Origin of the sequence: Oscillibacter sp. PEA192 (assembly GCF_003574015.1) — a bacterium.
GTDB classification, from domain to species: domain Bacteria; phylum Bacillota; class Clostridia; order Oscillospirales; family Oscillospiraceae; genus Oscillibacter; species Oscillibacter welbionis.
This window is the reverse complement of record NZ_AP018532.1, coordinates 3283084-3308508: the sequence shown is the minus strand read 5'-3', so window position 1 is coordinate 3308508 and position 25425 is coordinate 3283084. Positions and strand designations below refer to the sequence as shown.

General features: G+C 62.9%; 23 protein-coding genes. 2 read left to right on the top strand and 21 right to left on the bottom strand.

Annotated features, from left to right (window positions below):
• Positions 1-35 precede the first annotated feature (35 nt).
• From aspS to DN611_RS16230, 20 genes are all read right to left on the bottom strand, one after another.
• On the bottom strand, positions 36-1811 hold the full coding sequence (aspS, locus tag DN611_RS16325; protein ID WP_119311861.1) for an aspartate--tRNA ligase: 1776 nt from the start codon (positions 1809-1811) through the stop codon (positions 36-38).
• 60 nt (positions 1812-1871) lie between these two features.
• On the bottom strand, positions 1872-2393 hold the full coding sequence (locus DN611_RS16320) for a hypothetical protein (RefSeq protein WP_119311860.1): 522 nt from the start codon (positions 2391-2393) through the stop codon (positions 1872-1874).
• A gap of 128 nt (positions 2394-2521) precedes the next feature.
• Positions 2522-3877, bottom strand: a complete 1356-nt coding sequence (gene hisS / locus DN611_RS16315) for a histidine--tRNA ligase (RefSeq protein ID WP_119311859.1) — start codon at positions 3875-3877, stop codon at positions 2522-2524.
• A 343-nt stretch (positions 3878-4220) separates the two neighbouring features.
• A complete protein-coding gene (locus tag DN611_RS16310) occupies positions 4221-4634 on the bottom strand; it encodes a methylglyoxal synthase (RefSeq protein ID WP_021751168.1) in 414 nt (137 codons plus the stop codon).
• Positions 4635-4649: 15 nt separating this feature from the next.
• Positions 4650-5402, bottom strand: coding sequence for a septum site-determining protein MinD (minD, locus tag DN611_RS16305; RefSeq protein WP_021751169.1), 753 nt, complete (start codon positions 5400-5402; stop codon positions 4650-4652).
• 35 nt (positions 5403-5437) lie between these two features.
• Positions 5438-6136 carry a 16S rRNA (guanine(527)-N(7))-methyltransferase RsmG gene (gene rsmG, locus DN611_RS16300; protein WP_256264602.1) on the bottom strand — a complete coding sequence of 233 codons (699 nt, stop codon included), beginning with the start codon at positions 6134-6136 and terminating at the stop codon, positions 5438-5440.
• A complete protein-coding gene (gene mscL / locus DN611_RS16295; protein ID WP_021751171.1) occupies positions 6133-6579 on the bottom strand; it encodes a large-conductance mechanosensitive channel protein MscL in 447 nt (148 codons plus the stop codon). The genes rsmG and mscL overlap by 4 nt, the downstream gene beginning before the upstream one ends.
• 185 nt (positions 6580-6764) lie before the next feature.
• Entirely contained in the window at positions 6765-8081 is a 1317-nt protein-coding gene (gene serS, locus DN611_RS16290) for a serine--tRNA ligase (protein ID WP_021751173.1), read from the bottom strand.
• Positions 8082-8148: 67 nt separating this feature from the next.
• Complete coding sequence (locus tag DN611_RS16285) at positions 8149-8679, bottom strand: hypothetical protein (protein ID WP_021751174.1); 531 nt, start codon at positions 8677-8679, stop codon at positions 8149-8151.
• A gap of 20 nt (positions 8680-8699) precedes the next feature.
• Complete coding sequence (locus DN611_RS16280; RefSeq protein WP_021751175.1) at positions 8700-9578, bottom strand: ParB/RepB/Spo0J family partition protein; 879 nt, start codon at positions 9576-9578, stop codon at positions 8700-8702.
• Positions 9579-9600: 22 nt separating this feature from the next.
• Positions 9601-10359: a ParA family protein gene (locus tag DN611_RS16275; protein ID WP_036636898.1), complete on the bottom strand. Its 759-nt coding sequence runs from the start codon at positions 10357-10359 to the stop codon at positions 9601-9603.
• A gap of 187 nt (positions 10360-10546) precedes the next feature.
• Positions 10547-12415 carry a glycoside hydrolase family 13 protein gene (locus DN611_RS16270; protein ID WP_119311858.1) on the bottom strand — a complete coding sequence of 623 codons (1869 nt, stop codon included), beginning with the start codon at positions 12413-12415 and terminating at the stop codon, positions 10547-10549.
• A gap of 14 nt (positions 12416-12429) precedes the next feature.
• Positions 12430-14634, bottom strand: coding sequence for a penicillin-binding transpeptidase domain-containing protein (locus DN611_RS16265; RefSeq protein WP_119311857.1), 2205 nt, complete (start codon positions 14632-14634; stop codon positions 12430-12432).
• Positions 14635-14648: 14 nt separating this feature from the next.
• Positions 14649-15161, bottom strand: a complete 513-nt coding sequence (locus tag DN611_RS16260; RefSeq protein ID WP_021751179.1) for a hypothetical protein — start codon at positions 15159-15161, stop codon at positions 14649-14651.
• A 42-nt stretch (positions 15162-15203) separates the two neighbouring features.
• A complete protein-coding gene (gene mreC / locus DN611_RS16255; RefSeq protein ID WP_021751180.1) occupies positions 15204-16043 on the bottom strand; it encodes a rod shape-determining protein MreC in 840 nt (279 codons plus the stop codon).
• A 22-nt stretch (positions 16044-16065) separates the two neighbouring features.
• Complete coding sequence (locus DN611_RS16250; protein ID WP_021751181.1) at positions 16066-16644, bottom strand: Maf family protein; 579 nt, start codon at positions 16642-16644, stop codon at positions 16066-16068.
• Positions 16645-16654: 10 nt separating this feature from the next.
• Entirely contained in the window at positions 16655-17086 is a 432-nt protein-coding gene (locus tag DN611_RS16245) for a dUTP diphosphatase (RefSeq protein ID WP_021751182.1), read from the bottom strand.
• Between the two features lie 180 nt (positions 17087-17266).
• Positions 17267-17911 (bottom strand): DUF998 domain-containing protein, encoded by a 645-nt coding sequence (locus DN611_RS16240; RefSeq protein ID WP_160117459.1) that lies wholly within the window; start codon positions 17909-17911, stop codon positions 17267-17269.
• 4 nt (positions 17912-17915) lie between these two features.
• Positions 17916-20036 carry a U32 family peptidase gene (locus DN611_RS16235; RefSeq protein WP_119311855.1) on the bottom strand — a complete coding sequence of 707 codons (2121 nt, stop codon included), beginning with the start codon at positions 20034-20036 and terminating at the stop codon, positions 17916-17918.
• Positions 20033-20374 carry a cell division protein ZapA gene (locus tag DN611_RS16230; protein ID WP_021751185.1) on the bottom strand — a complete coding sequence of 114 codons (342 nt, stop codon included), beginning with the start codon at positions 20372-20374 and terminating at the stop codon, positions 20033-20035. The genes DN611_RS16235 and DN611_RS16230 overlap by 4 nt, the downstream gene beginning before the upstream one ends.
• Before the next feature lie 236 nt (positions 20375-20610).
• Here DN611_RS16230 and DN611_RS16225 point away from each other — a divergent pair, with 236 nt between their 5' ends.
• Entirely contained in the window at positions 20611-21534 is a 924-nt protein-coding gene (locus DN611_RS16225; protein ID WP_119311854.1) for a DnaD domain protein, read from the top strand.
• Between the two features lie 6 nt (positions 21535-21540).
• Entirely contained in the window at positions 21541-22539 is a 999-nt protein-coding gene (locus DN611_RS16220; protein ID WP_119311853.1) for an ATP-binding protein, read from the top strand.
• Positions 22540-22601: 62 nt separating this feature from the next.
• On the opposite strand, the gene ileS is transcribed toward DN611_RS16220, so the two are convergent.
• Positions 22602-25409 (bottom strand): isoleucine--tRNA ligase, encoded by a 2808-nt coding sequence (ileS, locus tag DN611_RS16215; RefSeq protein WP_021750459.1) that lies wholly within the window; start codon positions 25407-25409, stop codon positions 22602-22604.
• Between the last annotated feature and the right edge of the window lie 16 nt (positions 25410-25425).

Below are 25425 nucleotides of genomic sequence, written 5' to 3'. Positions count from 1 at the left end.
TGCGGTCCGTCTCTTTTTTATTCCGGATTTACAGGTCAGTCCTGGGGCTTGACGATGGCGATGTGCAGCTCGTCCAATTGTTTCTGCGTGACCTCGCTGGGGGCGCTCATCATCACGTCCTGGGCATTTTTGTTCATGGGGAAGGGGATGATCTCCCGAATGGAGTCCTCCCCGGCCAGCAGCATCACCATGCGATCCACGCCGGGGGCAATGCCCGCATGGGGCGGCGCGCCGTAGGTGAAGGCGTTGTACATGGCGGGGAACTTGGCCTTTACGTCCTCCTCGCCCAGCCGGACCATCTCAAAGGCCTTAATCATGATCTCCGGGTCATGATTCCGGACCGCTCCAGAGCTGAGCTCCACGCCGTTGCACACCAGGTCATACTGGTCGGCGGTGATGCTGAGGGGATCGATCTCGCCCCGCTCCGCCTTCAGCAGGACCTCCAGCCCGCCGGAGGGCATGGAGAAGGGGTTGTGGCAGAACTCCAGCTCGCCGGATTCCTCGCCGATCTCGTACATGGGGAAGTCCACAATCCAGCAGAAGGCGTACTGCTCCTTGTCCATGTGACCGGGGACGGCGGCGCCCAGAGTCTTTACCAGCGTGCCGGCGGTCTTTTGGGCAGCGCCCAGCTTGCCGGCGGACAGGGCCACGAAGTCGTTGGGCTTCAGACCCAGGGCAGAGACCACAGACTCCTTGATGGGCTGGACAAACTTGGCGATGCCGCCCACAATCTCACCGTTCTCGTCCAGGCGGAACCAGTAGGGCTTGCCGCCGGAGACCACCTCCACATCCGCCAGGGTCTTGTCGATGAACTTCCGGGTCTCGTGGAAATCGCTGACCACCACGGCCTTCACCACGTTGCCCTCGAAGGGGCCGAAGCCGCAGGCGCCCAGCAGGCCGGTGACGTCCTGCACCGTCAGGTCGATGCGCAGGTCCGGCTTGTCGGAGCCATACTTCTCCATGGCCTCGGTGTAAGGGATACGCATGAAGGGCGCGGAGCTGGCCCGGTCGTATTTGCCGTACTTGGCAAAGATGGGGGGCAGCACGTCCTCCAGTACGGCAAATACGTCATCCTGAGAGGCAAAGGCCATCTCCATGTCCAGCTGGTAAAACTCACCGGGGGAGCGGTCCGCCCGGGCGTCCTCGTCCCGAAAGCAGGGGGCGATCTGGAAGTACCGGTCAAAGCCGGAGGTCATCAGCAGCTGCTTGAACTGCTGGGGTGCCTGAGGCAGGGCATAGAACTTTCCGGGGTGGTTCCGGGCGGGCACCAGATAGTCCCGGGCACCCTCCGGGGAGGAGGCGGTCAGGATGGGGGTGGTGATCTCCAGGAAGCCATGCTCTGTCATGGCCTGCCGCAGGGCGGCCACTACCTGGCACCGGAGGATGATGTTGTTCTTCACCGCCGGGTTCCGCAGGTCCAGATAGCGGTACTTCAGGCGGGTGGCCTCGTCGGCCTCCCGGCTGCGGTTGATGGGGAAAGGCAGCTCGTTGTGCTGGCAGCGGCCCAGCACCTCAATTTTGCCGGGCACCACCTCGATCTCGCCGGTGGGCAGCTTGGCGTTCTTGCTGTCCCGCTCCCGGACGGTGCCCTCCACGGAGATGGTGGACTCCTTGTTGATGGACTTCAGCAGGGCCACCATGTCGGCGGTCTCCGCCACCACCTGAGTGGTGCCATAGAAGTCCCGGACCACGGCGAAGGCCAGCTCACTGCCTACCTCCCGGAGGTTTTCCAGCCAGCCGCAGATCTTTATGGCCTTGCCGGCGTCGGAGAGCCGCAGCTCTCCGCAGGTATGGGTGCGATTCTGTGTCATGATTGTGGATTCCTTTCTGTGTAGAAATGTGATTACAAATAGAAATTTATATAAAAAATATTACGAATTGAGATCATATTTCGCTGCCAGAGCCCAGAGCTGTTCCCCAAGGCCCCTGCCAACGGCCTCTCCGTCCGGGACGGTGCAGCCGTAGAAGTCCGCCTGTCCCGGAGCAGCATAGGACCACTCCCGGACGGTAAAGTTCAGCACAGCAAAATCGCCATCTGTACCGGCGAGGGAGAGGGAGAACATCCAGTCTCCCGACTCATAAGAGACGGACCCATGGCTGGCATTCACCGCCTGAGCAAGGGGCTTGATTAGAGGGTCTGTCAGAGAACGGCAGAAGGAGAGGTCTTGGAGCTGTTCCAGCAGGGCCGCCCCCTCTGGGGAAGTGAGGGGCACCGACACCGTGGCGGTCTCTGGCTCCTGGGCCCAGTCCCCCAGGGAGCGGATCAGGACGTTGATCTCTTGGAGTTCCTGGTCCTTCAGCAGGTCCGGCAATGTTACCGGGCGGCTGTACCGGATCGCGGCGACCAGCAGCAGGACCAACAAAGGCACCCAGACACGCTTCCGGTTCTTCATAGAAACACCTCTAGTAAATACTGCTTGTATTTTTTATAGAAAATATTTCTGCTTGGACTGCTTGAGATGCGATTTGGTTGTCTCCACAGGTGAAATTCGGCGTTAAAGTATCTCTGTGGGGCAGGGAATTACTCCTGGATGACGGTGCCCTTTTCCCGTTCCGCGAGACCCGCCTTAATGCGGTAGACGGTGGCGGCGGGTTCCAGCTTTGTCTGCTCGCCGGTGGCCATGTCCTTGCAGGCCACCACGCCGGAGCTGATCTCGTCCTCCCCCAGAAAGATCACATAGGGGATGCCCAGCTTGTCGGCATAGGCGATTTTCTGCTTGAATTTCTTTTCCTCGCAGTGGAGCTGGGCGCGGATGCCGTTTTCCCGCAGCAGGGTGGCCAGGGAGATGGCAGCGGACAGGTCCTCCGTCATGGGCAGGATCAGCACATCCGCCGGAGCGGTGGGCAGGTCCGGATTCAGCATACCCTGTTCTCCCAGCACATAGAACAGCCGGGTCAGGCCGATAGAGATGCCCGCGCCGGGAAGCTGGCGGTCCGTGTAATACTCCGCCAGATTGTCGTACCGGCCGCCGGAACAGACGGAGCCGATCTCGGGGTGATCCAGCAGGGTGGTCTCGTAGACGGTGCCGGTGTAGTAGTCCAGGCCCCGGGCGATGGTCAGGTCCACGGCGAAATTCTCCGCCGGGACGCCGAAGTCCGCCAGATACCGGACCACCGTGTTCAGCTCCTCAAGACCCTGGTCGAAGATTTCGTTCCGGCCCCGGTAGCCCTCCAAAGCGGAGAGAACGGCGTCGTTTCCGCCGGAGATGGCGATAAACTTCAGGATCTCGTCGGCGTCGGACGGAGCCACGGTGAGGTCGCCGGTGAGGATGGCCTTCACCTTTTCCGGCCCGATTTTGTCCAGCTTGTCTACGGTGCGCATGATGTCGCCGGATTTCTCCGTCAGGCCCAGCATGGCGTAGAAGCCGTTGAGGATCTTCCGGTTGTTCACCCGGATCTGGAACCGCTTCAGTCCCAGGGTGGAGAAGGTCTTGTAGATGATGGCGGGGATCTCTGCCTCATTGATGATGGAGAGCCTGCCATCTCCGATGATGTCGATGTCCGCCTGATAGAACTCCCGGAAGCGGCCCCGTTGGGCCCGCTCACCCCGGTACACCTTGCCGATCTGATACCGGCGGAAAGGGAAGGTCAGGTCGTTGTAGTGGAGGGCCACATACTTTGCGAGGGGGACCGTCAGGTCGAACCGGAGTGCCAGATCCGCGTCGCCCTTCTGGAGGCGGTAGATCTGCTTCTCCGTCTCGCCGCCGCCCTTGGCCAGCAGTACCTCGCTGGACTCGATCACCGGGGTGTCCAGGGGGGTAAAGCCATAGAGGGAATAGGTACGGCGGAGGATCTCCATGATCCGCTCCATCTGCTGCTGTGGTCCGGGCAGCAGTTCCATAAAGCCGGACAGTGTCCGTGGGGTCATTTTAGCCATCGTCAAAACTCCTTTTTCGTGGGATGCGGGTCGCTGCCCGGGATGCACCGCGGGCGCAAAATGATAAAACGCTCCCGTCCCGCGGCTTTGGGACGAGAGCGATTCCGCTTCGTGGTGCCACCCAAATTCAAGGCCTATAGAGCCTCCTTTTTGCCTCCTGTGCTACGGGGAGGGTGCCGTGGGCGTCTCCGCCCCCGCTCCGCCGCTGTCCTTCGTCCAGGCCGGCCGGGCCGCTCTCAGCGGTGCGCCCCTCTCTGTGGGGCCGGCGATTGGAGTACTGCTGCGGCATCCGCGCGGTGCAAATGAATCAACAGGGTGATTGTATGCGCTTTGGGGAAAAATGTCAAGCGATGGGACGGTTGGAGGGATTGACGATGCAGCGCCAGTCCAAATCGCCCCGGGCCAGACCCAGTACCAGCGCCTCCGCCGTGGCCAGATTGCTGGCAAAGGGGATGTTGTTCTGGTCGCACAGCCGGGAGATATAGGAAACATCTCCCACCATAGCCTCGTTGTTGGGGTCGTTGAAGAAGAGTACCAGGTCGAATTCGTTGTATGCGATCCGGGCGCCGATCTGCTGGCTGCCGCCGTGGGCGTAGGACAGGAAGCAGTGGACATTCAGGCCCGTGGCGTCGGCCACCATGTGGCCAGTGGTGTTGGTGGCGTAAATGTTGTGGTGGGACAGGATGCCGGCGTAGGCGGTGCAGAACTGCACCATCAGCTCCTTCTTGTTGTCGTGGGACATGAGGGCGATGTTCATGAAAGACTCCTTTCTCTATCTGATCCGCAGCAGGGGGACCCGTTCCCCCTGGAGGCGTTTCGCAATGTTGCGGTAGGCAGTCGCGGCGCTCTGGCCGTCCGCCAGCAGGATGGGCACACCCCGGTTCATACACAGCGGCAGGGCGTCATCCTCGGGGACCACTCCCAGCAGCGGCAGGCCGGCCTTGTCGATGGCATCGTCAATGGTGGCGTGGAGCTGGCGCAGCAGCTTTTTGCGCACCCGATTCACCACCAGGTGCAGGGCGCCTGATGGGAAGCGATCCAGCTCCATGACGGTGTGCTGGGCGTCCCGCAGGGAGGAGGCGTCCGCAGTGGTCACCACCACGCAGCGGTCCGCGGCGCAGGTGGCCAGCTGAAAGCCCCGCCCCAGGCCCGCAGGTGCGTCCAGCAGACAGAAGTCAAACCGCCTGCGTACCTCCCGCAGCAGATCTGCCATCTGGATCTCCGTCACCGGGCGACCATGGGGACGCGCCGGCGCGGTCAGCAGGAAAAGGCCGGGGATCTTGGGGTGTTCCACAGCGGCCAGTTCCAGGGAACAGCGGTTCTGCGCCACGTCTGAGAAGTCCATCAGCGTCCGGTCCGACAGGCCCAGGGCCAGATCCAGATTCCGCAGACCGATGTCGCAGTCCAGGCACAGCACCCGCCGGCCGGATAGGGCGAGAGCCGCGCCTACACCCGCCGTAAAGGAGGTCTTTCCGGTGCCGCCCTTTCCGGATGCGACGGCAATGCACTGTCCTGGAGACGTCATCAGGCGGCACTTCCTTTCAACTGCTCACAAATGTATTATAAGGGATTCTTCTTGATTTTTGCAAACATTCTCGGATATTTTTCCGGAGTTTTTTTCACTTTTTCCACCACGATCAGCCGGTGGCGCACATCTGTACCGGGGATGGCATAGTCCCGGACCGCCTCCACGGCGCCGCCCAGGATCGCAATGGCGTGCTGTGAGGCGGCCAGCTCCGCGTCTGACTCCACGGATTTCATGGCCAGGAACTTCCCGCCGGGCTTTACCAGCGGCAGGCACAGCTCACACAGCACCGGCAGGGCCGCCACTGCCCGGGAGACCGCTAAATCAAAGGTTTCCCGGTGCTCCGCGGCAAATTCCTCCGCCCGGGCGTGGACGCAGGCCACATCGGGGAGGTCCAGCTCCCGGCACACCGTCTCCAGGAACTGGATGCGCTTGTTCAGGGAGTCCAGCAGCGTCAGGCGGATGGAGGGCTCCAGCACCCGCAGGGGCAGACCGGGAAAACCGGCACCGGTGCCGACGTCCACCACGGACTTCCCGGAAAAGGACTCCAGGGTCAGCAGGGCGGCGCTGTCCAAAAAGTGGAGAGTGGCCACATCCTCCGGGTCCGTAATGGCGGTGAGGTTCATCACCTTGTTGGTCTCGATCAGCAGATCCCCATACCGGACCAGAGCAGGGATTCCCTCCACAGGGAGGTTCAGGGCGGCAAGACCCGATTGCAGGCGCTGTTCCATCATGTCCTCTCCTTCAGCAGGTCTCGGATCTCCGCCAGCAGCACTTCCTCCTGCGAGGGCTGGGGCGGGGGAGGAGGAGCGGCCTCCTTCTTTCGGTGGAAGCGGTTGATAGCTTTGATGAGGCAGAAGACCGCAAAGGCGATGATGAGGAAGTCCAGAATAGTGGAGAGAAAAGAGCCGTAATTGATGGCAACAGCGGCGCGCACTTCGTTGCCGCCGGCGTCATACACCGCCTCCCGCAGGACCCATTGCCATTGGGAGAAGTCCGCGCCGCCGGTGAGCAGGGAGAGCAGGGGCATCAGGATATCGTTGACCAGGGAGGTGGAAATTTTGCCGAAGGCGCCGCCGATGATGACGCCCACCGCCATATCCAGCACATTTCCTCTGGCAATGAATTGGCGAAACTCCGCCAGGAAGCCGGTGGTCTTTTTGGTAAGTTCAGTCATGGGACTCTCCTGTGTGAAATGAATGGGCACCTGTGTACGTATACTGTAACCATTGGAGCCCAAGGCTTTCAGAGATTTGACCCGAATGGAGCCGCTGGAGGGGCACCGAATGATCCGGAGCAGGGCTGCGCGCCGCTCCAACGGCTGAAAACGGGTTCAACGATTTGTATAAATAAAACGAAAAATTACAAATTGGATTTTTTCGCGGGGACCAGTAATTCCTTGCCGCCCATATAGGGCCGCAGGACCTGGGGGATGCGGACAGTGCCGTCGGCCTGGAGGTTGTTCTCCAGGAAGGCGATCAGCATCCGGGGCGGGGCCACGCAGGTGTTATTCAGGGTGTGGCACAGCTGCATTTTGCCATTTTCATCCTTATAGCGGATGCGCAGACGGCGGGCCTGGGCGTCCCCCAGATTGGAGCAGGAGCACACCTCAAAGAACTTCTGCTGGCGGGGAGACCAGGCCTCGATATCGCAGGACTTGACCTTTAGATCTGCCAGGTCGCCGGAGCAGCACTCCAGCTGCCGCACCGGAATATCCAGAGAGCGGAACAGCTCCACGGACATCCGCCACAGCTTCTCATACCAGTCCTTGGACTCCTCGGGCTTACAGACTACGATCATCTCCTGCTTTTCAAACTGGTGGATGCGGTAGATGCCACGCTCCTCGATGCCGTGGGCACCTTTCTCCTTGCGGAAACAGGGGGAGTAGGAGGTAAGGGTCTGGGGCAGGCTCTCAGCCGGCAGGATCTGGTCAATGAACCGGCCGATCATGGAGTGCTCGCTGGTGCCGATCAGGTACAGGTCCTCCCCTTCGATCTTGTACATCATGCCGTCCATGTCTGTCTGGCTCATAACGCCCTCCACCACGTTGCCGTGGATCATGAAGGGGGGGATGCAGTAGGTGAAGCCCTTGTCGATCATGAAGTCCCGGCCGTAGGCCAGCACCGCCTCATGGAGCCGGGCAATGTCGCCCAGCAGGTAGTAAAAGCCGCTGCCGGAGACCCGCCCGGCGGCATCCAGGTCAATGCCGTTGAAGGACTCCATGATATCCACGTGGTAGGGAATGGGGAAGTCGGGGACTTCACATGCTCCGAACCGCTGGACCTCTACATTTTCGCTGTCATCCTTGCCGATGGGCACGGAGGAATCGATCATCTGGGGGATCAGCAGCATATTGTGATGGAGCTTTTCCTCCAGCTCCGTCTCCTGTTTCTCCAGCTCTGCCAAGCGGTCCGCCTGTTCCTTCACCTGCTGCTTGACAGCCTCGGCCTCCGCCAGCTTGGCGGGGTCCTTTTTGGCCTGGCCCATCAGCATGCCGATCTGCTTGCTGAGTGTGTTTCGGTTGGAGCGGAGCTGATCCGCCTCCGCAATGGCGGCCCGGCGCTTGGAGTCCAGGTCCAGGACTTCGTCTACCAGGGGAAGCTTGGCATCCTGAAACTTCTTTTTGATATTTTCACGGACGGCATCCGGATTCTCCCGGATAAATTTGATATCCAGCATGATGATTCTCTCCTCAATTTATTGATGTTGCATGTTTCACGTGAAACAATGGCCAGCCGTTGACTGCTCAACGGGCCTCTGCCGCTTCCTTCAGCTGCGCATACCGCTGGGAGGGAGGGGTGACACCCTCCTCAGCAGTCTCAGGCAGTGCGTCCCGGTATTCAGACGCCTCGAAGGCGTCGATGCTGGCTTGACAGCCCGCCAGATCTCCCGCAGAATACTGCTGCTGAATGGTGTACAGAGCCAGCAGTGCCTGGTTCTCCCGCTGGGCCTCCGCCAAGGCGGCGTCAGTTTCCTCTGCGGAGGACTCCAGCGCGTCGATGGTGGTCTGGGCTTCATCCAGCTGGTTTTGCAGGTCCAGCAGGGCGTCCTGCGTGGCCTGTACCTCCTGCATGGCAGTGACGGAGTCCTGAAGCTCCCCAAGCACCTCGGAGTTGCTCCGCTGGTGCATTAGAAAGGACAGCGCCATCAGCAGAAAGGCCACGATGAACAGGATCATGATATAGATGACAACGGGCTTTTTCCCGGTGGAGGGCGTTTCCTCCGGAGCAGAGGAGGGTGTCTCCGCTTCGTCTCCGCTGCGTTTTTCAAATTTCATGGCAAATCATCCTTTCCCAATCAGGGGGTTTTCGTTTGCTTTGCCCGGAGCATCGCCAGGGCCTCCAGCAGGTCGTTGAGGTCGTCAATGCCGTAGTATTCCAGCTCAATCCGGCCCTTTTTGCGGCCGGTGACGATCCGCACCCCCCGGCCCAGCTTGGAGCTCAACTCCTTCTGCGCCTCCGCGGCATAGTCGATTCCCTTCGGCGCGGGGGCTTTTTCCGGCTTTTCCAGACTCAGCCGCTTGGCCAGGGCCTCCGTCTGGCGGACAGAGAGGCCGCCGGAGATCACGGCGCCAGCGGCGTTTTCCTGCAGGGCGGGGGAGAGGGGCAGCAGCGCCCGAGCGTGACCGGCGGAGAGCTTTCCCTCCTCCACCAGCTTGGCCACCGGCGGCGTCAGGGACAGCAGCCGCAGCGCGTTGGCCACGGCGCTGCGGGATTTGCCCACTCGGGACGCGGCCTCCTCCTGGGTCATGTGATACGTTTCCATCAGGGACTGGAAGCCAGCGGCTTCCTCTATGGGGTTCAGATCCTCCCGCTGGAGGTTTTCGATCATGGCCAGCTCGGCGGCCTTGCGGTCATCGGCCTCCATGACAATGACGGGCACTTCCTGAAGGCCCGCCAGCCGCGCAGCCCGCCAGCGCCGTTCTCCGGCGATGATCTGATAGTAGCCGGAGGCCAGCTTCCGGACGGTAAGAGGCTGGATGATACCGTGCTCTCGGATGGAGTCGGCCAGTTCTGCCAGGGATGCCTCGTCAAAGTGCTTGCGGGGCTGGGAGGAACAGCTTTCCACCTGGGAAATGGGCAGGTACAGGCTGCCGGTGCTCTCCGCCTTCAATACGTCGTCGCCCAGCAGGGCGCCGAGACCCCGGCCGAGGCCGGAGGGTTTCTTGGATGCCATGGGAACGCTCCTTTCCAGAGAATCAGGCGCTTTGCTTTTTCAGAAACTCCGCCGCAAAGGCGGTGTAGGCCTCCGCGCCCCGGGAGGTCCGATCATAGGCGGTGATGGGCTTGCCGTGGCTGGGCGCCTCGCTGAGGCGCACGTTCCGGGGGATCACAGTGGCATAGACCTTGCCGGGGAAGTAGTGCTTCACTTCCTCCGCCACCTGCAAGGCCAAATTGGTCCGCCCGTCAAACATGGTCAGCAGCACGCCGTCCAGTTCCAGCCGGGGATTCAGGGACCTGCGGACGATCCGCACCGTGTTCATCAGGTCACTGAGGCCCTCCAGAGCGTAGTATTCGCCCTGCACCGGCACCAGGATGGCGTCCGCGGCGCAGAGGGCGTTCAGCGTCAGCAGTTCCAGAGAGGGGGGGCAGTCGATGAACAGGAAGTCGTAGCGATCTTTTACCTTGTCCAGCGCGTCCCGCAGAAGGAATTCCCGGCGCTCCATGCCGATCAGTTCGATCCCGGCGCCGGCCAGCGCCTTGTTGGAGGGGAGAACATCGCCGTATTTGGTGTGCACCAGGGCGGCCTCCACCGGCACTTCGCCGATCAGGGCATCGTAGATTCCCTTGGAGACCGTCTTGTCCACGCCCATTCCAGAAGTGGAATTGGCCTGAGGATCAAAATCACACAGGAGGATGCGCTGCCCGGCCTCCGTCAAGGCCGCGGCGAGATTCACACAGGTGGTTGTTTTCCCCACGCCGCCTTTTTGATTCACAATCGCAATGGTTTTTGCCACGTGGGCACCTACTTTCTGAAAATACCCAATAAGGTAGAAATGCTTATGCTCATTTATTATAGCAAGCGTGGACGGCCGTTGCAAGGAGAAAAGCGGAAAAGCAGAGAAAAGGAAGAGAAAATGTTTCACGTGAAACAAACGGCAGAAAAAGAGCCGCGGATGTTTCACGTGAAACATCCGCAGCCGGTCACAGCAAAAGACGGCAGCCCCAGGGCGGCAGCTGCAAGTGCAGAACACCGCCGGAACAGGGAAGAGTATCTCCGGTGAGGAGATCAGTGGGGCCAGCGCCTTCCCACAGCAGTGTGACAGTGTGGGAGTCCGGTGAGGCGTTGACGGCTGTGGTCAGCCGCTGGTCACCGTTCTGCCGGGCAAAAATCAACAAAGGACCTGCGGTGTAGAGCCAGGAGATGGTGCCGGACTGCAGGGCTGGATACGCATTCCGCAGGGCACCCAGCCGGGTGAACCACGCCAGCAGGTCCCGGTCTTCCCGGCCCCAGGGGTAGGTTCCCCGATTCAGAGGGTCCTCAAAGCCCTCCATCCCGGCCTCATCCCCGTAATAGATCATGGGAGAGCCGGGGAAGGTGAACAGCACCAGCGCCGCCAGCCGCAGCTTGGCGATGCCCGCTGCCCGCTCCCGGGGCAAAAGCCGGTAGGAGGCCCGCTCCGCCTTGGTGTCCGGCGTTCGGTCCGCACCCAGCAGCGTCAGGATGCGGGGGGTATCGTGGGTGCCCAAAAAGTTCATGGCGGAGTAAAAGGCCGCCGGAGGATAGTTCTCCCGCAGGGTCTCCATGGCCTCCCGAAAGTCATCGGCATCCCCGCCGGAGACATAGGCCAGCAGCGCCGTGCGGAAGGGGTAGTTCATCAGCCCGTGGGTCTCACTGCCCAGCAGATACCGCCGCCGCTGGGAGTAGGCGATTTTATTGGAGCCGTCCTCCCACACCTCGCCGATCAGGATGCTGTCAGGGGCCGTCTCCTCCATGGCGGCGCGGATCTTCTCCAGAAACCAGTCCGGCAGCTCATCCGCCACATCCAGTCGCCAGCCGGAAGCTCCGGCACGCAGCCACCGGCGGATAATGGAGTCCTTGCCGTCAATGATGAAATCCACATAAGAGGGAGAGGACTCCTCCACCGCTGGCAGAGTGCGGATGCCCCACCAAGAGTCGTAGGAATCCGGCCAGTGGTGGAACCGGTACCAGCTGTACCAGGGAGAATCCTGGCTCTGGGCTGCGCCCAAAGTGGGGTAATAGCCATCGGCATTGAAGTACATGCTCTGGGATCCGGTGTGGTTGAACACGCCGTCCAAAATCACCCGCATCCCCCGCTGTCGGGCCTGGGCGCAGAGAGCGCGGAAATCGGCCTCCGTGCCCAGCATGGGGTCGATGCGGGTATAGTCCGCTGTGTTATAACGGTGGTTGGAGGCGGACTCGAAAATGGGGCAGAGGTACAGCGTGGTGACACCAAGGGCCTTCAAATCGTCCAGTTTCGACGTGATCCCCGCCAGAGTGCCACCAAAGAAGTCCCGGTTGCGGATCTCCCCATCCGGATCCGGCCGCCACTCCGGCGTGTCATCCCAGTCCTCGTGGACCCAGCGCCGTCCAACCAGACCCGCAGAGTCCACGAGTGCCAGACGGCAGAAACGATCTGGAAAAATTTGGTATGTCACACCTGCCCCAAACCAGCCGGGCGTACGGCTTTCCTGGTAGACCGTCAGCTGCCAGGACACGGCCTGTCCGTCACTGCGGTAGCCGGTCTTGTCCAGCAGACAGCCGGTGCCGTCCTCCCGCCAGAAGCGGAAGTGATACCAGAGAAGATCGGGCAGCTCCGGCGCGGTCAGTGTGCCGGAAAAGCAAAGCCGCTCGCCTGCGAAGCCCTCCAGGGGTAGTTCCTGCTCCCGCTGCGTCCCGGAAAACTCACAGGAGAGGACCAGTGCGCAGTGGGAAAAGCCCTCCGTGGCCAGGGGGCGGCAGTGAAAGGTGACCGCCGTTCCGCAGGGGACGGCGCCGAAGGGCTCCTTGCACAGGTCGCAGCGGGGATCAAAGACAAAGGGTTCGCTCATGGGGATGCGTCTCCTTACGGAAGCAGTTGGTTTTCGCCGGTGACGGCACTGCCGGTCTCGTCGGCGGTAAAGTAAGCGTTGAGAATATCCACGCCCGTGGTGGCCAGATTGGAGCCCCAGGTGGCGTGCTCAATGACGATGGCCACGGCGATCTCCGGATCGTCATAAGGGGCGAAGCAAACGAAGACGCCGTTTTCGGTCTGGTTGCCGCCCAGCTCGGAGGTGCCGGTCTTGGCGCCGGCAGTGACCACACAGTTCCGGAAGGCATTGTAAACAGAGCCGCCGGGCTGGGTGTAGCCCAGCATGCCCTTTTTCACCGCCTCTAGCGTGGAATCCTGCATGGAGACCACGTTGGTGGGCGCCGTGTCGCCCACAGCCAGGACCTCCGTATTGTCATAGGATTTCACGGCCTTCAGCAGGTGGGCCTTGCAGTGCTGTCCGCCGGAGGCCAGTGTGGCGATGTAGTTGGCAAGCTGGAGGGGTGAGTAGAGCTGGTTGGCCTGGCCGAAGGTGGCCCAGGGGGTCTGGTCGTGGCCCGCCTCATTGCTGGGCAAGGTACCGGCGTAATCACCAATCTCAATGCCGGTGTGCTCTCCCAGGCCGAAGGCCTGCAGATACTCCCGGAAGGTGTCCATGCCCATTCGGTATCCCATCTCCGCGAAGAAGTAGTTGCAGGACTTGGTGATGGCCTCCGTCACATTGATGAGACCGTGGTTGCCGCCGGCGCAGTTGGCGCCGCTGTGGGTGGGGTCGTTGGGATAGACCCACCGGCTGGGAGAGTAGATCTCCTGGGTGGGAGTAATGATCCCCTTCTCCAGCGCGGCCACGGCCGTCAGGGGCTTGATGGTGGAGCCGGGGACGTACGTCCCGTTGGTGGCGCGGTTTGTGAAGGGGCGGGCAGGGTCATTGTAGAGAACCGCGTAGATGCTGCTCTGTCGGAATGTGGAGAGATCATAGGTGGGATAAGAGGCCAGGGCCAGAACTTCCCCCGTGCCCACCTGTACCACCGCCACGGCGCCGCCCCGGGTCTCATCCCCATCCTCCCCGGTCATCCGGGTGATGGTGGCGGCCAGGGCGTCCTCCGCCGCCTGCTGGAGGTCCAGGTCGATGGTCAGCTCCACAGTGTTGCCGGGCACCGGCTCCTTGGAGTAATACTCGCCGGTGATCTTGCCGTCCTCGTTCAGGGAGACCACCCGGGTGCCGTCGGTGCCCTTGAGATGGGATTCAAAGGCCGCCTCCACGCCGTCCTTGCCCACATAGTCGTTCCAGTTATATCCCTCGCCCAGGGCCTCCTTTTCCGCACTGTCGTTGATTTTTCCGAGATACCCCAGGATATGCGCCCCGTAGGTCGTCTCGTACTCCCGTACGGAGGAGGGGGTGATCTTGGCTCCGGCGTAGTCGCCGTCGTTCAGCAGGGAGATCATCTCCGCGTCGATGTCCTCCGCCAGCACATAGGGGTCCGTCCTGGCGAGATTTCGGCTGCGGATCTCGTACTGGACGCCCAGCACCAGCCGGGCCTCCTCCACGGAAAAAGAGGCGGAGAGGCCGAAATCCTTCCGCATCAGGGCGATCAGCCGCGTGGCGGAGAGACCGGACCCTTCCAGCATGGCGCCGGTCAGCTGACTGGAGGTCAGCTCCTCCAGCAGGGCCTGGGCCTTGCCGGCCTGATCCAGCTCCTCATCCGCCAGGATGTCGTCGGCGGGGTTTTCCCTGTTGCCCTCCTCGTCCGTGGTCTCCAGCAGGGCAGGATGCTCCAGCAGATAAGCGGCCAGGGCGTTCGCGGCCTCGTCCAGATCCTTCAGATAGGTGAGAAAGCGGCTCCTGGCGGCGCTGTCCAGGGAGTCGATGGTGTAGGCGAAGGGGGCGGAGCGGGAGATGGGCAGAGAATCCACCCAGTTGATCCCCCGGCTCTGACACAGCTGCAGCAGCCGCAGGAGGGACTCGTTGGCATCTTCGTCCTTCTCCAGCAGGGAGGCGTCAAAGGTCAGGTTGTAGGAGGAGCGGCTGGACACCAGCACCTTGCCGTTTCGGTCGGTGATATTGCCCCGGGCGGCCTCCACGGTCTCCGACCGGGCGATGCTGCGGACGGAGCTGGCGTAGTAATAGTCGTAATTGTTCACCTGCGTGTCGTACAGGACCCCGATGTAGACCGCAGCCACAATGAAAAACAGGGCTGCCAGAACATACAGGCGCAGATGATGGGCTTCCTTATGGTCCATAGACAGCCTCCTTCTCAGTCGTCCAGGTGGGTGCGGCGGAACACGGCAGAGAACAGCAACACCACCGGGACCACCAGCAGGATGGAGACGCAGACCTCCCGCAGGAAGACCTGGGCCCCCGCAGCCCAGGCGGCTTTCCCCCCGGCCCACAGCACGACACAGTGAAAGGCGTCTGTGAGGAGGAAGGAGAGCACGGAGGTGACCACCCCACAGAGAAAGCCTGCCGGCAGCAGGCTCTGGGAGATCAGCGCCGCGCATAGCCCCGCCGCGGGAAAGATCAGGGTGTAAAAGCAGGGGATGGACGCCGGCAGCAGCAGGTCGCACAGCACTCCCACCGTCAGGGCGTAGACGGAGGCGGGGAGGGGACCCTCATACATACCCAGGACCGCCACCAGGATGGGGAACACAAAGGGAATGACGCCCCAGAGGGTGATCCGCTGGAGCACCGCCCCCTGGAGCAGGAAGAACACTGCCGTGGCCCCGGCATACAGGGCCCATTTGAAAATGGTTTCATTCCGCGCCAGCAATGCCGGAGCCTCCTTTCCGAACAGGTGGGGACATCCGTCCCATCAGGTCTGGATGTCAAAGGATTTGATGACGAAGACCTCCACCAGACTGTCAAAGTCGGCGGCGGGTTCCAGCACCGCGTAGGAGGCGGCGCCGGAGTCGCTGAGCTGCACCTCCTCCACTGTGCCGACAGAGAGGCCGGAGGGATAATACCCGCCCAGGCCGGAGGTGACCACCAGATCGCCGCCCAGCAGCTGACAGTCCGCGGGCAGATAGTCCAGCCGCAGGCGGTTCTCCCGCATCAGGGAGAAGTCCCCCACCGCCAGCCCCAGGTCCTTGGTGCGGAACACCTGGGCGCCCAGGGAGGTGTCCGTGTCCACGATGGTGAGGACCGTGCACCAGTTGAGTCCCACTTCGCTGACCACACCCACCAAGGCATACGTCTCGTCGATGACGCAGTCGTTCACTTCGACGCCGTGATCCGTGCCGATGTTCAGTGTCAGGGAGGAGGTCCAGTTGGTGACCGTGCGCTCCGTGACGGAGGCCGTCTCCAGCTCCAGGTCATAGTTCTGGGGCCGCAGGTTCAGCAGATCCCGCAGGCGGGCGTTTTCCTCATTGTTGGTCTGAGCCAGGCGGTTCTGGGCCTTGAGGATGGCGTTTTCCCGCCGCAGGGCGGCGTTCTCCTCCTCCAGGGCGGTGACGTCCTGATAGTAGTTCTGCTTGTCTGTGATCCAGCCTGTTACAGCGGTGTAGGCCGACCGGAAGGGGGAGGCGATGATCCCCGCCAGATTGGACAGGGGAGAGGAGGTGTTGGAGAAAAAGGACATGAGGGACAGGCTCACGGCGATCACCGCCGTGGCGAACAGGACCCAGATGCCGTGTTCCCGAAAAAATTTCTTCAAAGGAAACCCTCCTGATCGTTGGTCAGCAGAAGAAATGGACGCCGAACCGCTCCAGCATCCGGCTCAAGCGCAGGACCGGCAGACCCATCACGTTGAAAAAGTCACCGTCCAGCCGCTCCACCAGAAGGGCACCCAGCCCCTGGACGCCGTAGGCCCCGGCCTTGTCCATGGGCTCGCCGGTGCGGATGTAGCCCCGGAGCTCCGCCTCCGCGGCGGGGCGGAAATACACGTCGGTGGACGCGCTCTCCGTCAGGATCTCGCCGCCCCGGCGGACGGTGACGCCGGTGCATACCGTGTGGCGGCGGCCCTGGAGGGCCGTCAGCATCCGCAGGGCGTCCGCCTCGTCCACAGGCTTGCCGAGACGCTGGTCGTCCAGAAACACCATGGTGTCGGCAGTGATGATGATTTCCTCCGGTGTGCAGAGAGCGGCGGCCGCGTCGGACTTCTCCCGGGAGATGTACTCCACCGTCTCCCGGGGGGAGAGGCCGGCGGGATAGGTCTCCTCTGTCTGAGGCACCCGGATGTCAAAGTCCGTGATGCCGATGCGCTGGAGCAGCTCCTGCCGCCGGGGAGAGCCGGAGGCCAGTACGATCTTTGCCATGGCCGCGCCCTCACTTTCCGGTGGAGCCGAAGCCGCCCCGGTCGGGACCGTCCAGATGCTCCACTTTGGTGAAGGTCAGCCGGGGCTGGTTTTTCATGATGCGGAACTGGCAGATCCGGGCGTTTTTCTCAATGGTCACATCCCGGGTGGCGTAGGCGGGCATCCGCCACTGGTCACCGTCGCCCCGGTAGGTGTAGTCTACCACGCCCATGGAGTTGGTCTGCAAAATGCCGTAATTCTTAAAGGTGGAGCTGCGGGGGACGATGTGGGCTTCATACCCCTCCGGCAGGGCGATGGCCACCCCCAAGGGGATCAGCCGGAACTCCCCGGCCTTCATAGTCACGGTTTCCGCCGCATGTAGGTCGATCCAGTCGGACTTGCCCTCCACGTAGCACAGCTCGTCGATGTCATCTGTGAAATATTTTACCTTGATCTCTTCCATGTCAAACTCCAAAATAAATACGGTTTGTATAATATAAAATAAAATTTATGAATTGTATAGGAAATATGATGCTGTCAGGCGGTTAACCCCATTGGATGCAGGAGACAAGTCCCGCTGATGGGCGGACAGATGCATCCCTGCTTTTATCAGTGTAAGGTTCCGTGCGGAGGGCTGTACAGCTCAGGGGGCGGAAATCAGGTGGACGATTGCATCCAGCAACAAGGGAACATACATGGCCGCCAGGCAGAGCTGTTCCCAAAGACCCTCACGGGCCACAGCCGTGCCCTGGAAGCGGTCTTTGTCCGAGAGGACAAACAGCGTGAAGAATACCAGCGCCAGCCCCAGGGCGGCAAAGCAGGCCCACGCCATAACCGGGGAGTCTGTCTCCAGCGCCAGCAGCGCCCGCCAGAGGGGTAGGAACAGCAGGGCGAAAAAGCCCAGGGCAGAGGCAATGCCGTGGATCAGGGCAGAGCGATCCGACAGATCTTTGGTGAGCCCGGTGGGAAACAGGGCGGCCAGGATACCGGCGCCCAGGGCGAAGCCGCCCAGGGACACGGCCAATCCCGCCGCCAGCCACCGGGAGGCCGGCGCCGCGCCGACGGCGTAGACGGCGGCAGTGGTCAAAAGCCATATCCCCAGCCACGCCAGCCACAGGCGGTAGACCCGGGCCACGGGACCGCCCCTTCTGCCCAGAACGCTGACCGCCATGGTTCCAGGCCGATAGGCTGGATCCTTCCGGGCCAGCAGGCAGGGAAGCAGAAACTCTCCGCAGAGGGTAAGGATCAAAAGGGTCCAAAACCAGCGGGTATCTATCCAGGCTGCCATTTGATTATTCAACTCCCCGTTCGTAAAGCCCCCGGGTGAAATCCCCCGCGGCGGGCGCGGCATCCAGATAGTTTTGCACGACGGACACGCATTCCTCCGCTGTCTCCGTGGTGAAGCGGAGACGGGCATAGGCCAGTCCCAGCCTGCGGTGCTCCGGCCGGTCCGCCAGATACAGCGGCTTGCTGTTCTGGATTTCCGTCCGGTGGCCGTAGGCGGGCAGCAGGGGAAAAGCGGCGCCGGTGCGGTCGACCAGAACATTGGGCTGGCCGCAGCGGCAGGGGCCGTCCTCCGGGACACAAGGGCCCTGCCGGTCCAGGCGGCAGCCGGTCTCGTTCTGCACCAGGCAGTTCTCCGTAATCATCAGGGGCAGGCGGCCGTAGACAATGGCCTCCGCCCGCAGCACCTTTTTCAGATCCCGGATCTGGGCGAACCGCAGCTCAAAGGACACGCAGGCGCTCTCCAGCTCCTTGTCCTTCAGATAGGCCAGGGACCGGGAATTGAACACATTCAGGCCGTAATCGCCGTAGAGATGGAAGTCCAGGCCCCGCACCAGAGGCAGATGGCCCAGATTTCCGATCAGAACACCGGTAAAGCCCAGAGCCCGGGCCCGCTCCAGCAAGGTGCGGAGCGCAGGCTCGTCCCGGTCCCGCCAGACCCGGGGCAGAACGGCGCACCACTCCGGGCCTTCTCCCGGGAGAGATTCCAGCCGGGAGACCTCTTCCAGCGGGATATAGACCCGGGCCGGGCAGCCCAGCTCCAGCAGGGCGGGGGAGAGCTGCTCCAGCCGGGCCACGGAAATGGTGAGCCGGGGCGCCTCCGCTGTGCAGTCGGCCTCCGGCAGGGGCGGCACCGGCAGCTCCCGGCGCTTGGGCGGCGCAGTGCGGGCGGCGGTGAGAGCCGCCAGCGCATCCCGCCGCAGGGCATTGACGGCACTGGCGGAGAGGGACAGCCCCTCATCTACCAGGGTGACCACGGTGTCGCAGCGGTAGGCGGTGCCGCCGGTCTTGCGGAGGCGGGCTTCCAGCTCCAGTCCATCCAGGGCCCGGGTCCGGGCGGCCTCCGGCACCGGGCCGGTGACCGTGACGCTGTGGCCGTCCCGGTCCGACACAGTCAGGGTGCAGGGCACCCCCGCGGAAACGGAGCAGGAGAGATCCACCGGCACTGTCCGCAGGCTGTCCCGTTCATAGGCCCGGCGGGCCTCCTCAAAGAGGTCCTTGGGGTCCGGAGCGTTCTCCGGACGGGTGCCGAACATGGCAGCGCCGTGTTTGCCCTGCCAGTACCAGTCGGTGAAGCCGGACCGGGAGAAGGCCTGCTCCAGCTCCGCCCGCTCGTCGGCGGTGGGACCACGGCCCTCCTCCAGCAGGCGGGCGTAGATGCGGGTGATGACGGCCACATACTCCGGCCGCTTCATGCGGCCCTCCAGCTTCACGCAGGATACGCCCATGGCCCCCATCTCCTCCAGCCGTCCGGCCAGACAGCTGTCCTTCAGGCTCAGGGGATATGCCTTTTTGGCGGGGGCGTTAACCCCGTAGGGCAGGCGGCAGGGCTGGGCGCAGCGGCCCCGGTTGCCGGAGCGACCCCCGATCAGGGCGCTCATCTCGCACTGGCCGGAGTAGCACATGCACAACGCCCCGTGGGCAAAGACCTCCACTTCCACAGGGCAGTTTTCACAGATCGTACGGGTGTCCTCCGCCGAACACTCCCGGGCAATGACCACCCGCTCGCAGCCGTCGGCGGCGATCTCCCGGGCACCGCCGGAGGTGAACAGGCTCATCTGGGTGCTGGCGTGGAGGGGCAGATCCGGCAGCGTCCGGCGCAGCAGGCCGAACAGCCCCCAGTCCTGCACCAGCACCGCGTCCACCCCCAGGCGGCCGGCCTGAACGGCTGTCTCCAGCGCCTGGGGCAGCTCCCGGTCCGTCACCAGGGTGTTCAGCGTCAGAAAGACCCGGACCCCCCGCTCGTGGCAGTAGGCCAGGGCGGCGGCGAACTCCTCATCAGAAAAATTTTTCGCGCCCCTACGGGCGTTGAAGGCGCCCCAGCCCAGGTACACCGCGTCCGCGCCGTTCTGGACCGCCGCCCGCAGAGCCTCCGGCGAACCGGCGGGGGCCAGCAGCTCCGGCCTCATCCCCGGTCCTTCCGGGCCTGGGCGTCCAGCTTCTGCTGGAGGCGGAAGACCTCCCGCTTCAGCTCGCTGGCCTCGCTCTGGGCCCTGCCGGCCTCGTCCAGATACCCCTTGATCTGGCCCCGGAGCTGCTCCGCCGCGGCCTGGGCCTTGAAGAGCTCGTCGGCAATGTTGACGGCGGTGAGGACGGCGGCATCCGTGCGGCCCACTTTGGAGCTGTCCAGGACCTCCGCCATTTTATCATTGACGTAGGCGCCCACCCGCTGCATGTAAGAAGAGGACTCCTCCGCAATGAAGGTGAGCTCCTCCCCGCAGATGTTGATGACCACGCGATTTGCCATAAACAACTTCCCCCTCGTCGGTAGATTGATCAGCGGCAGGGCAGATGCCGCCCATTATCATAAATTATAGTATATCATAGGAAAAAAGACAGCGCCACAGAAAAACGGGAGGTTTTAAAAAAATTCACATTTCCGCCAGAAGCTGGGGCAGGTGCGGACTTTTTCCGCCGGGGCTTGTCCTGCCGGGGAAAATCGTGTAGAATAGGGGAAGTTCAAAAAGAGGGGAGGAGCGGAGGATGCCCAGCTGTCTGGTACATACCGGGGATGAGAGCGTCACCCTGTCCGCGGCCACGGTGAAGCGGCTGCTGGACCGGGGCGACGGGGATGCGGCGCTGCTGTATCTGGCGCTGCTGCGGCGGCAGGGCACGGTACCGCCCCGGTCCCTGGCCGGGGAGCTGCGGTGGGACCGCGGCCGCATCGAGGCGGCGGAGACCGCCCTGCGGGAGCTGGGCCTGGTGGCCCCCGCGGAGACGCCGCCCGCCCCGGCGGAGGAGCGGCCCGTCTATCAGCGCGCCGACGTGGCGGAGCGGCTGGAGCACAGCAAGGCGTTCCAGGCCCTCACCCGGCAGGTGGAGGTGAAGCTGGGCAAAAAGCTGACCACCCCGGACGTGGGGATCCTGCTGGGACTGACGGACTATCTGGGCCTGCCGGAAGGCGTGGTCTATCTGCTGGTGTGCCACTGTGTAGAGCGGGTGCAGCGCCGATTCGGCGAGGGCCGCCGCCCCGGCATGAAGCAGATCGAAAAGGAGGGCTACGCCTGGGCCCGCATGGGGATCGACACCCAGGCGGCGGCGGATGCCTATCTCCGGACCTATGCCCAGCGCCAGGGGGTCCTGCCCCAGTATATGAAGGCGCTGCAGCTGGGGGACCGGCCCCCCGCGCCTTCGGAGGAGAAGTACATCCTCGCCTGGCAGGAGATGGGCTTTGGCCCGGAGGCCGTGGCCCTGGCCTATGACAAAACGGTGCTGAAGTGCCATGAGCTGAAGTGGGCCTATTGCAACGGCATTTTGAAGAAGTGGAACGAGGCGGGCCTCCACACGGTGGAGGAGATTCAGGCGGGGGACCGCCCGGCGGCCCGCAGGGGGGACCAGCAGTCCCCCAGGGACACGGAGACGGAGATGCGCAGATATATGCAGGAGCTGCATCGGAACAGGAGGTGATGAGCGGTGGCGTATGACGGAAAGGTGATGCGCTTGGCCCTCCAGCGGTTCGAGGAGGACCGCCAGAGGCGGCAGGCCCAGTATCAGGAGCGGCGGGAACGGATTTTTGCCCGCCAGCCCCGCCTGCGGGAGATCGACGGGGAGCTTCGCTCCACCATGAGCCGCATCATCACCAGTGCGCTCCGCCACGGCACGGACCCCCGGTCCGCGGTGGCAGTGCTGCGGGATGAAAATCTGAGCCTCCAGGCAGAGAAGCGGGAGCTTCTGCAGAAGATGGGCCTGCCGGAGGATGCTCTGGAGGAGACGCCCGCCTGCGCCCTCTGCGGGGACACGGGCTACCGCAACGGCCGGGTGTGCCGCTGCCTGCGGGGCTATTACGCCCGGGAGCAGCAGAAGGAGCTGTCCCGGATGCTGGACCTGGGGCACCAGAGCTTTGACACCTTCTCCACAGACTGGTACCCGGACCGCTATGACCCGAACATCGGCATCACCGTCCGGCAGCACATGGAGATGATCTACGACATCTGCGCGGATTTTGCCCACCAGTTCGGCAAGCGCCCGGCGAACCTCCTGCTCTTCGGCGCACCCGGACTGGGAAAGACCCACCTCTCCGCCGCCATTGCCCGGGAGGTCAGCGAGAAGGGGCATTCGGTGGTTTATGACACCGCGGGCCACATCTTTGCACAATTCGAGCAGCAGAAGTTCACCCGGGAAGAGGAGGCCGACGACCACGTGGAGCGGGTGCTGAACTGCGATCTGCTGATTCTGGACGATCTGGGATCCGAGATGACCACATCCTTCGTTCAGAGCGCCCTGTACCAGATTGTCAACACCCGCCAGATGGAGCGCCGCTCCACCATCATCAGCACAAACCTGACGCCGGGAGAGCTGGCCCGGCGGTACACGCCCCAGATCGCCTCCCGGATTGAAGGGGAATATACCCTGCTGCCCTTTGCGGGAGAGGATATCCGGAAGCTGAAAAAGGAACGTGCCCGGGGGAATTGAATCGACATGGAAAAAGGTCCCGGCCAATGGCCGGGACCTTTTTGACTGCTGTTTTCGGATGGTCAGAACTGGGGGAGTTTCCGCACCACGGCGGCGCAGCGGGCGCAGAGGGTGGGGTGATCCGCGTCGGCGCCCACAGTGGGGCTGTGCATCCAGCACCGCTCGCACTTGTCGCCTCTGGCCTCGCTGACTTCCACGGTGAGGCCGGGGAAGTTGGCACCCTGGCCCACAGTGGAGGCGGCATCGGGCTCCGCACTGGAGACCTGGCAGTCGGAGACGATGAAGAGCTCTGCCAGGTTCAGGCCCATCACCTGCACCAGGGCGGCAGACGCCGCGTCGTCCCCAGCGTGGAGGGCCACGTGGGCCTCCAGGGCCTTGCCGATTTTCTTCTCGGCCCGGGCGGCCTCCAGCACGGCGTTCACGTCGTCGCGCAGCTTTTCCACGGCGGACCACTTCTCCATGGCGGTCTCATCCAGGGCGTAGTCGGTGAAGGGCTTGTTCATGTCGTTGAACACCACGTTCCGACCATCGTCGCCGCTGCGGTGGGGCATAGAGAGCCAGATCTCATCGCAGGTGAAGCACAGGATGGGGGCCATCAGCTTGGTCATGGTGTCCAGAATCAGGAACAGGGCGGTCTGGGCGCTGCGGCGCTTGGCGCCGTCCTTTTCCTCGCAGTACAGACGGTCCTTGATGATGTCCAGATAGAAGTTGGACATGTCCACCACGCAGAAGTCGTTCACCGCGTGGGTGACCACCAGGAACTCATAGTCGTTGTACGCCTTGGCGCACTTCTCCATCAGGGCGTTCAGGCGGGTGACGGCCCAGCGGTCCAGTTCCTCCATCTCCGCGGGCGCCGTCAGCTGGTCGGCGTCAAAGCCGTCCAGATTGCCCAGGCAGTACCGGGCGGTGTTGCGGAACTTGAGGTAGTTCTGGCTGAGCTGCTTGAAGATCTCGTGAGAGCAGCGGACGTCGGCGTGGTAGTCGGCGCTGGCGGCCCACAGGCGCAGCAGGTCCGCGCCATACTGGTTGATGATCTCTGCCGGGTCCATGCCATTGCCCAGGGACTTGTGCATGGCTCTGCCCTCGCCGTCCACGGTCCAGCCGTGGGTGACGCACTCCTTGAAGGGCGCGCCCTGGCCGAAGGCGCCCACGGCGGTCAGCAGCGCCGACTGGAACCAGCCGCGGTACTGGTCCAGGCCCTCCAGATACATGGTGGCGGGCCAGAAGCCCTGGTCCTTCTTCATGGCGGCGAAGTGGGAGGAACCGGAGTCGAACCAGCCGTCCAGGGTATCGGTCTCCTTGGTGAAGCCGGCTTTGGCACCGCAGTGGGGGCAGGCGAAGCCCTCCGGCAGGATCTCCTCCGCCTCCTTGGCGAACCAGGCGTTGGAGCCTTCGGCGGCGAAGAGCTTGGAGATGGCGTCGATGGTCTCATCGGTGCAGATGGGCTTGCCGCAGTCCTTGCAGTAGAACACGGGAATGGGCAGGCCCCACTTGCGCTGGCGGGAGATGCACCAATCGTTGCGCTCTCGGATCATGGACTTCATCCGGTCAATGCCCCAGCCGGGCACCCAGCGCACATCGTCGCACGCGGCGACGGCCTGTTCCTTGAAGGACTCCACGGAGCAGAACCACTGGGGCGTGGCCCGGAAGATGATGGGGCCCTTGCAGCGCCAGCAGTGGGGATAGCTGTGGATGATGTCCTCGCTGGCGAAGAGCATGCCGCTCTCCTTCATGTCCGCCAGGATGACGGGGTTGGACTCATCGGTCTTCATACCGGCGTACTTGCCGGCGTACTCCGTGTGGCGGCCCTGGTCGTCCACGGGAACTACCATCTCCACGCCGTAGCGCTTGCAGGTCTCGTAGTCATCCGCGCCGAAGCCGGGGGCCGTGTGGACGCAGCCGGTGCCGGAGTCCATGGTGACGTAATCCGCCAGCAGCAGGCGGGAGGTCTTGGGCAGGAAGGGGTGGTCCGCCAGCATGTTCTCAAAGAAGGCGCCGGGATGGGTCTCCGCCACCTCCCAGGTGTCGAAGCCGCCCAAGTGCATGACCTTCTCCACCAAAGCCTCGGCCATGATATAGGCCTCGCCGTTGGGGGCCTTCACCACAGCGTAGGACTCGTCGGGATGCAGGGCGATGGCCAGGTTGCCCGGCAGGGTCCAGATGGTGGTGGTCCAGATCACGAAGAACAGCTTGTCATAACCGGAAAGCTTTCCGCAATCGTCGTGCATGGGGAACTTCACATACACAGTGGTGCAAGGGTCGTCCTGATACTCGATCTCCGCCTCCGCCAGGGCGGTCTCGTCGTGGGGGCACCAGTAGACGGGCTTGAAATCCTTGTAGATATAGCCCTTCTTGTACATGGCACCGAACACCTTCACCTCCTCAGCCTCAAAGCCGGGGTTCATGGTGAGGTAGGGGTGCTCCCAGTCGCCGATGACGCCCATGCGCTTGAAGGCGTCCATCTGCACGCCCACATAATGCTGGGCAAAGTCATGGCAGGCGGAGCGGAAGTCCGGAATGCTCATAGCCTTGTGGTTCAGCTTGTTCTGCTTGATAATGGCGGACTCGATGGGCATACCGTGGTTGTCCCAGCCGGGGATATAGGGGGTGTAGTAGCCCCGCATGGCGTAGGATCGGGTGATGATATCCTTGAGGGCCTTGTTCATGGCGGTGCCCATGTGGATGCCGCCGTTGGAAAAGGGCGGGCCGTCGTGGAGATTGAAGAGGGGCTTGCCCTCGTTCTTCTTCAGCAGCTCGTTGTACACGTCCTGCTCCTGCCAGCGCTTGAGCATCTCCGGCTCCCGCTTGGGCAGGCCCGCCCGCATGGGGAAGTCGGTCTTGGGCAGATTGATGGTCTTGTTGTAGTCCATATCTTTCCTCCTATTT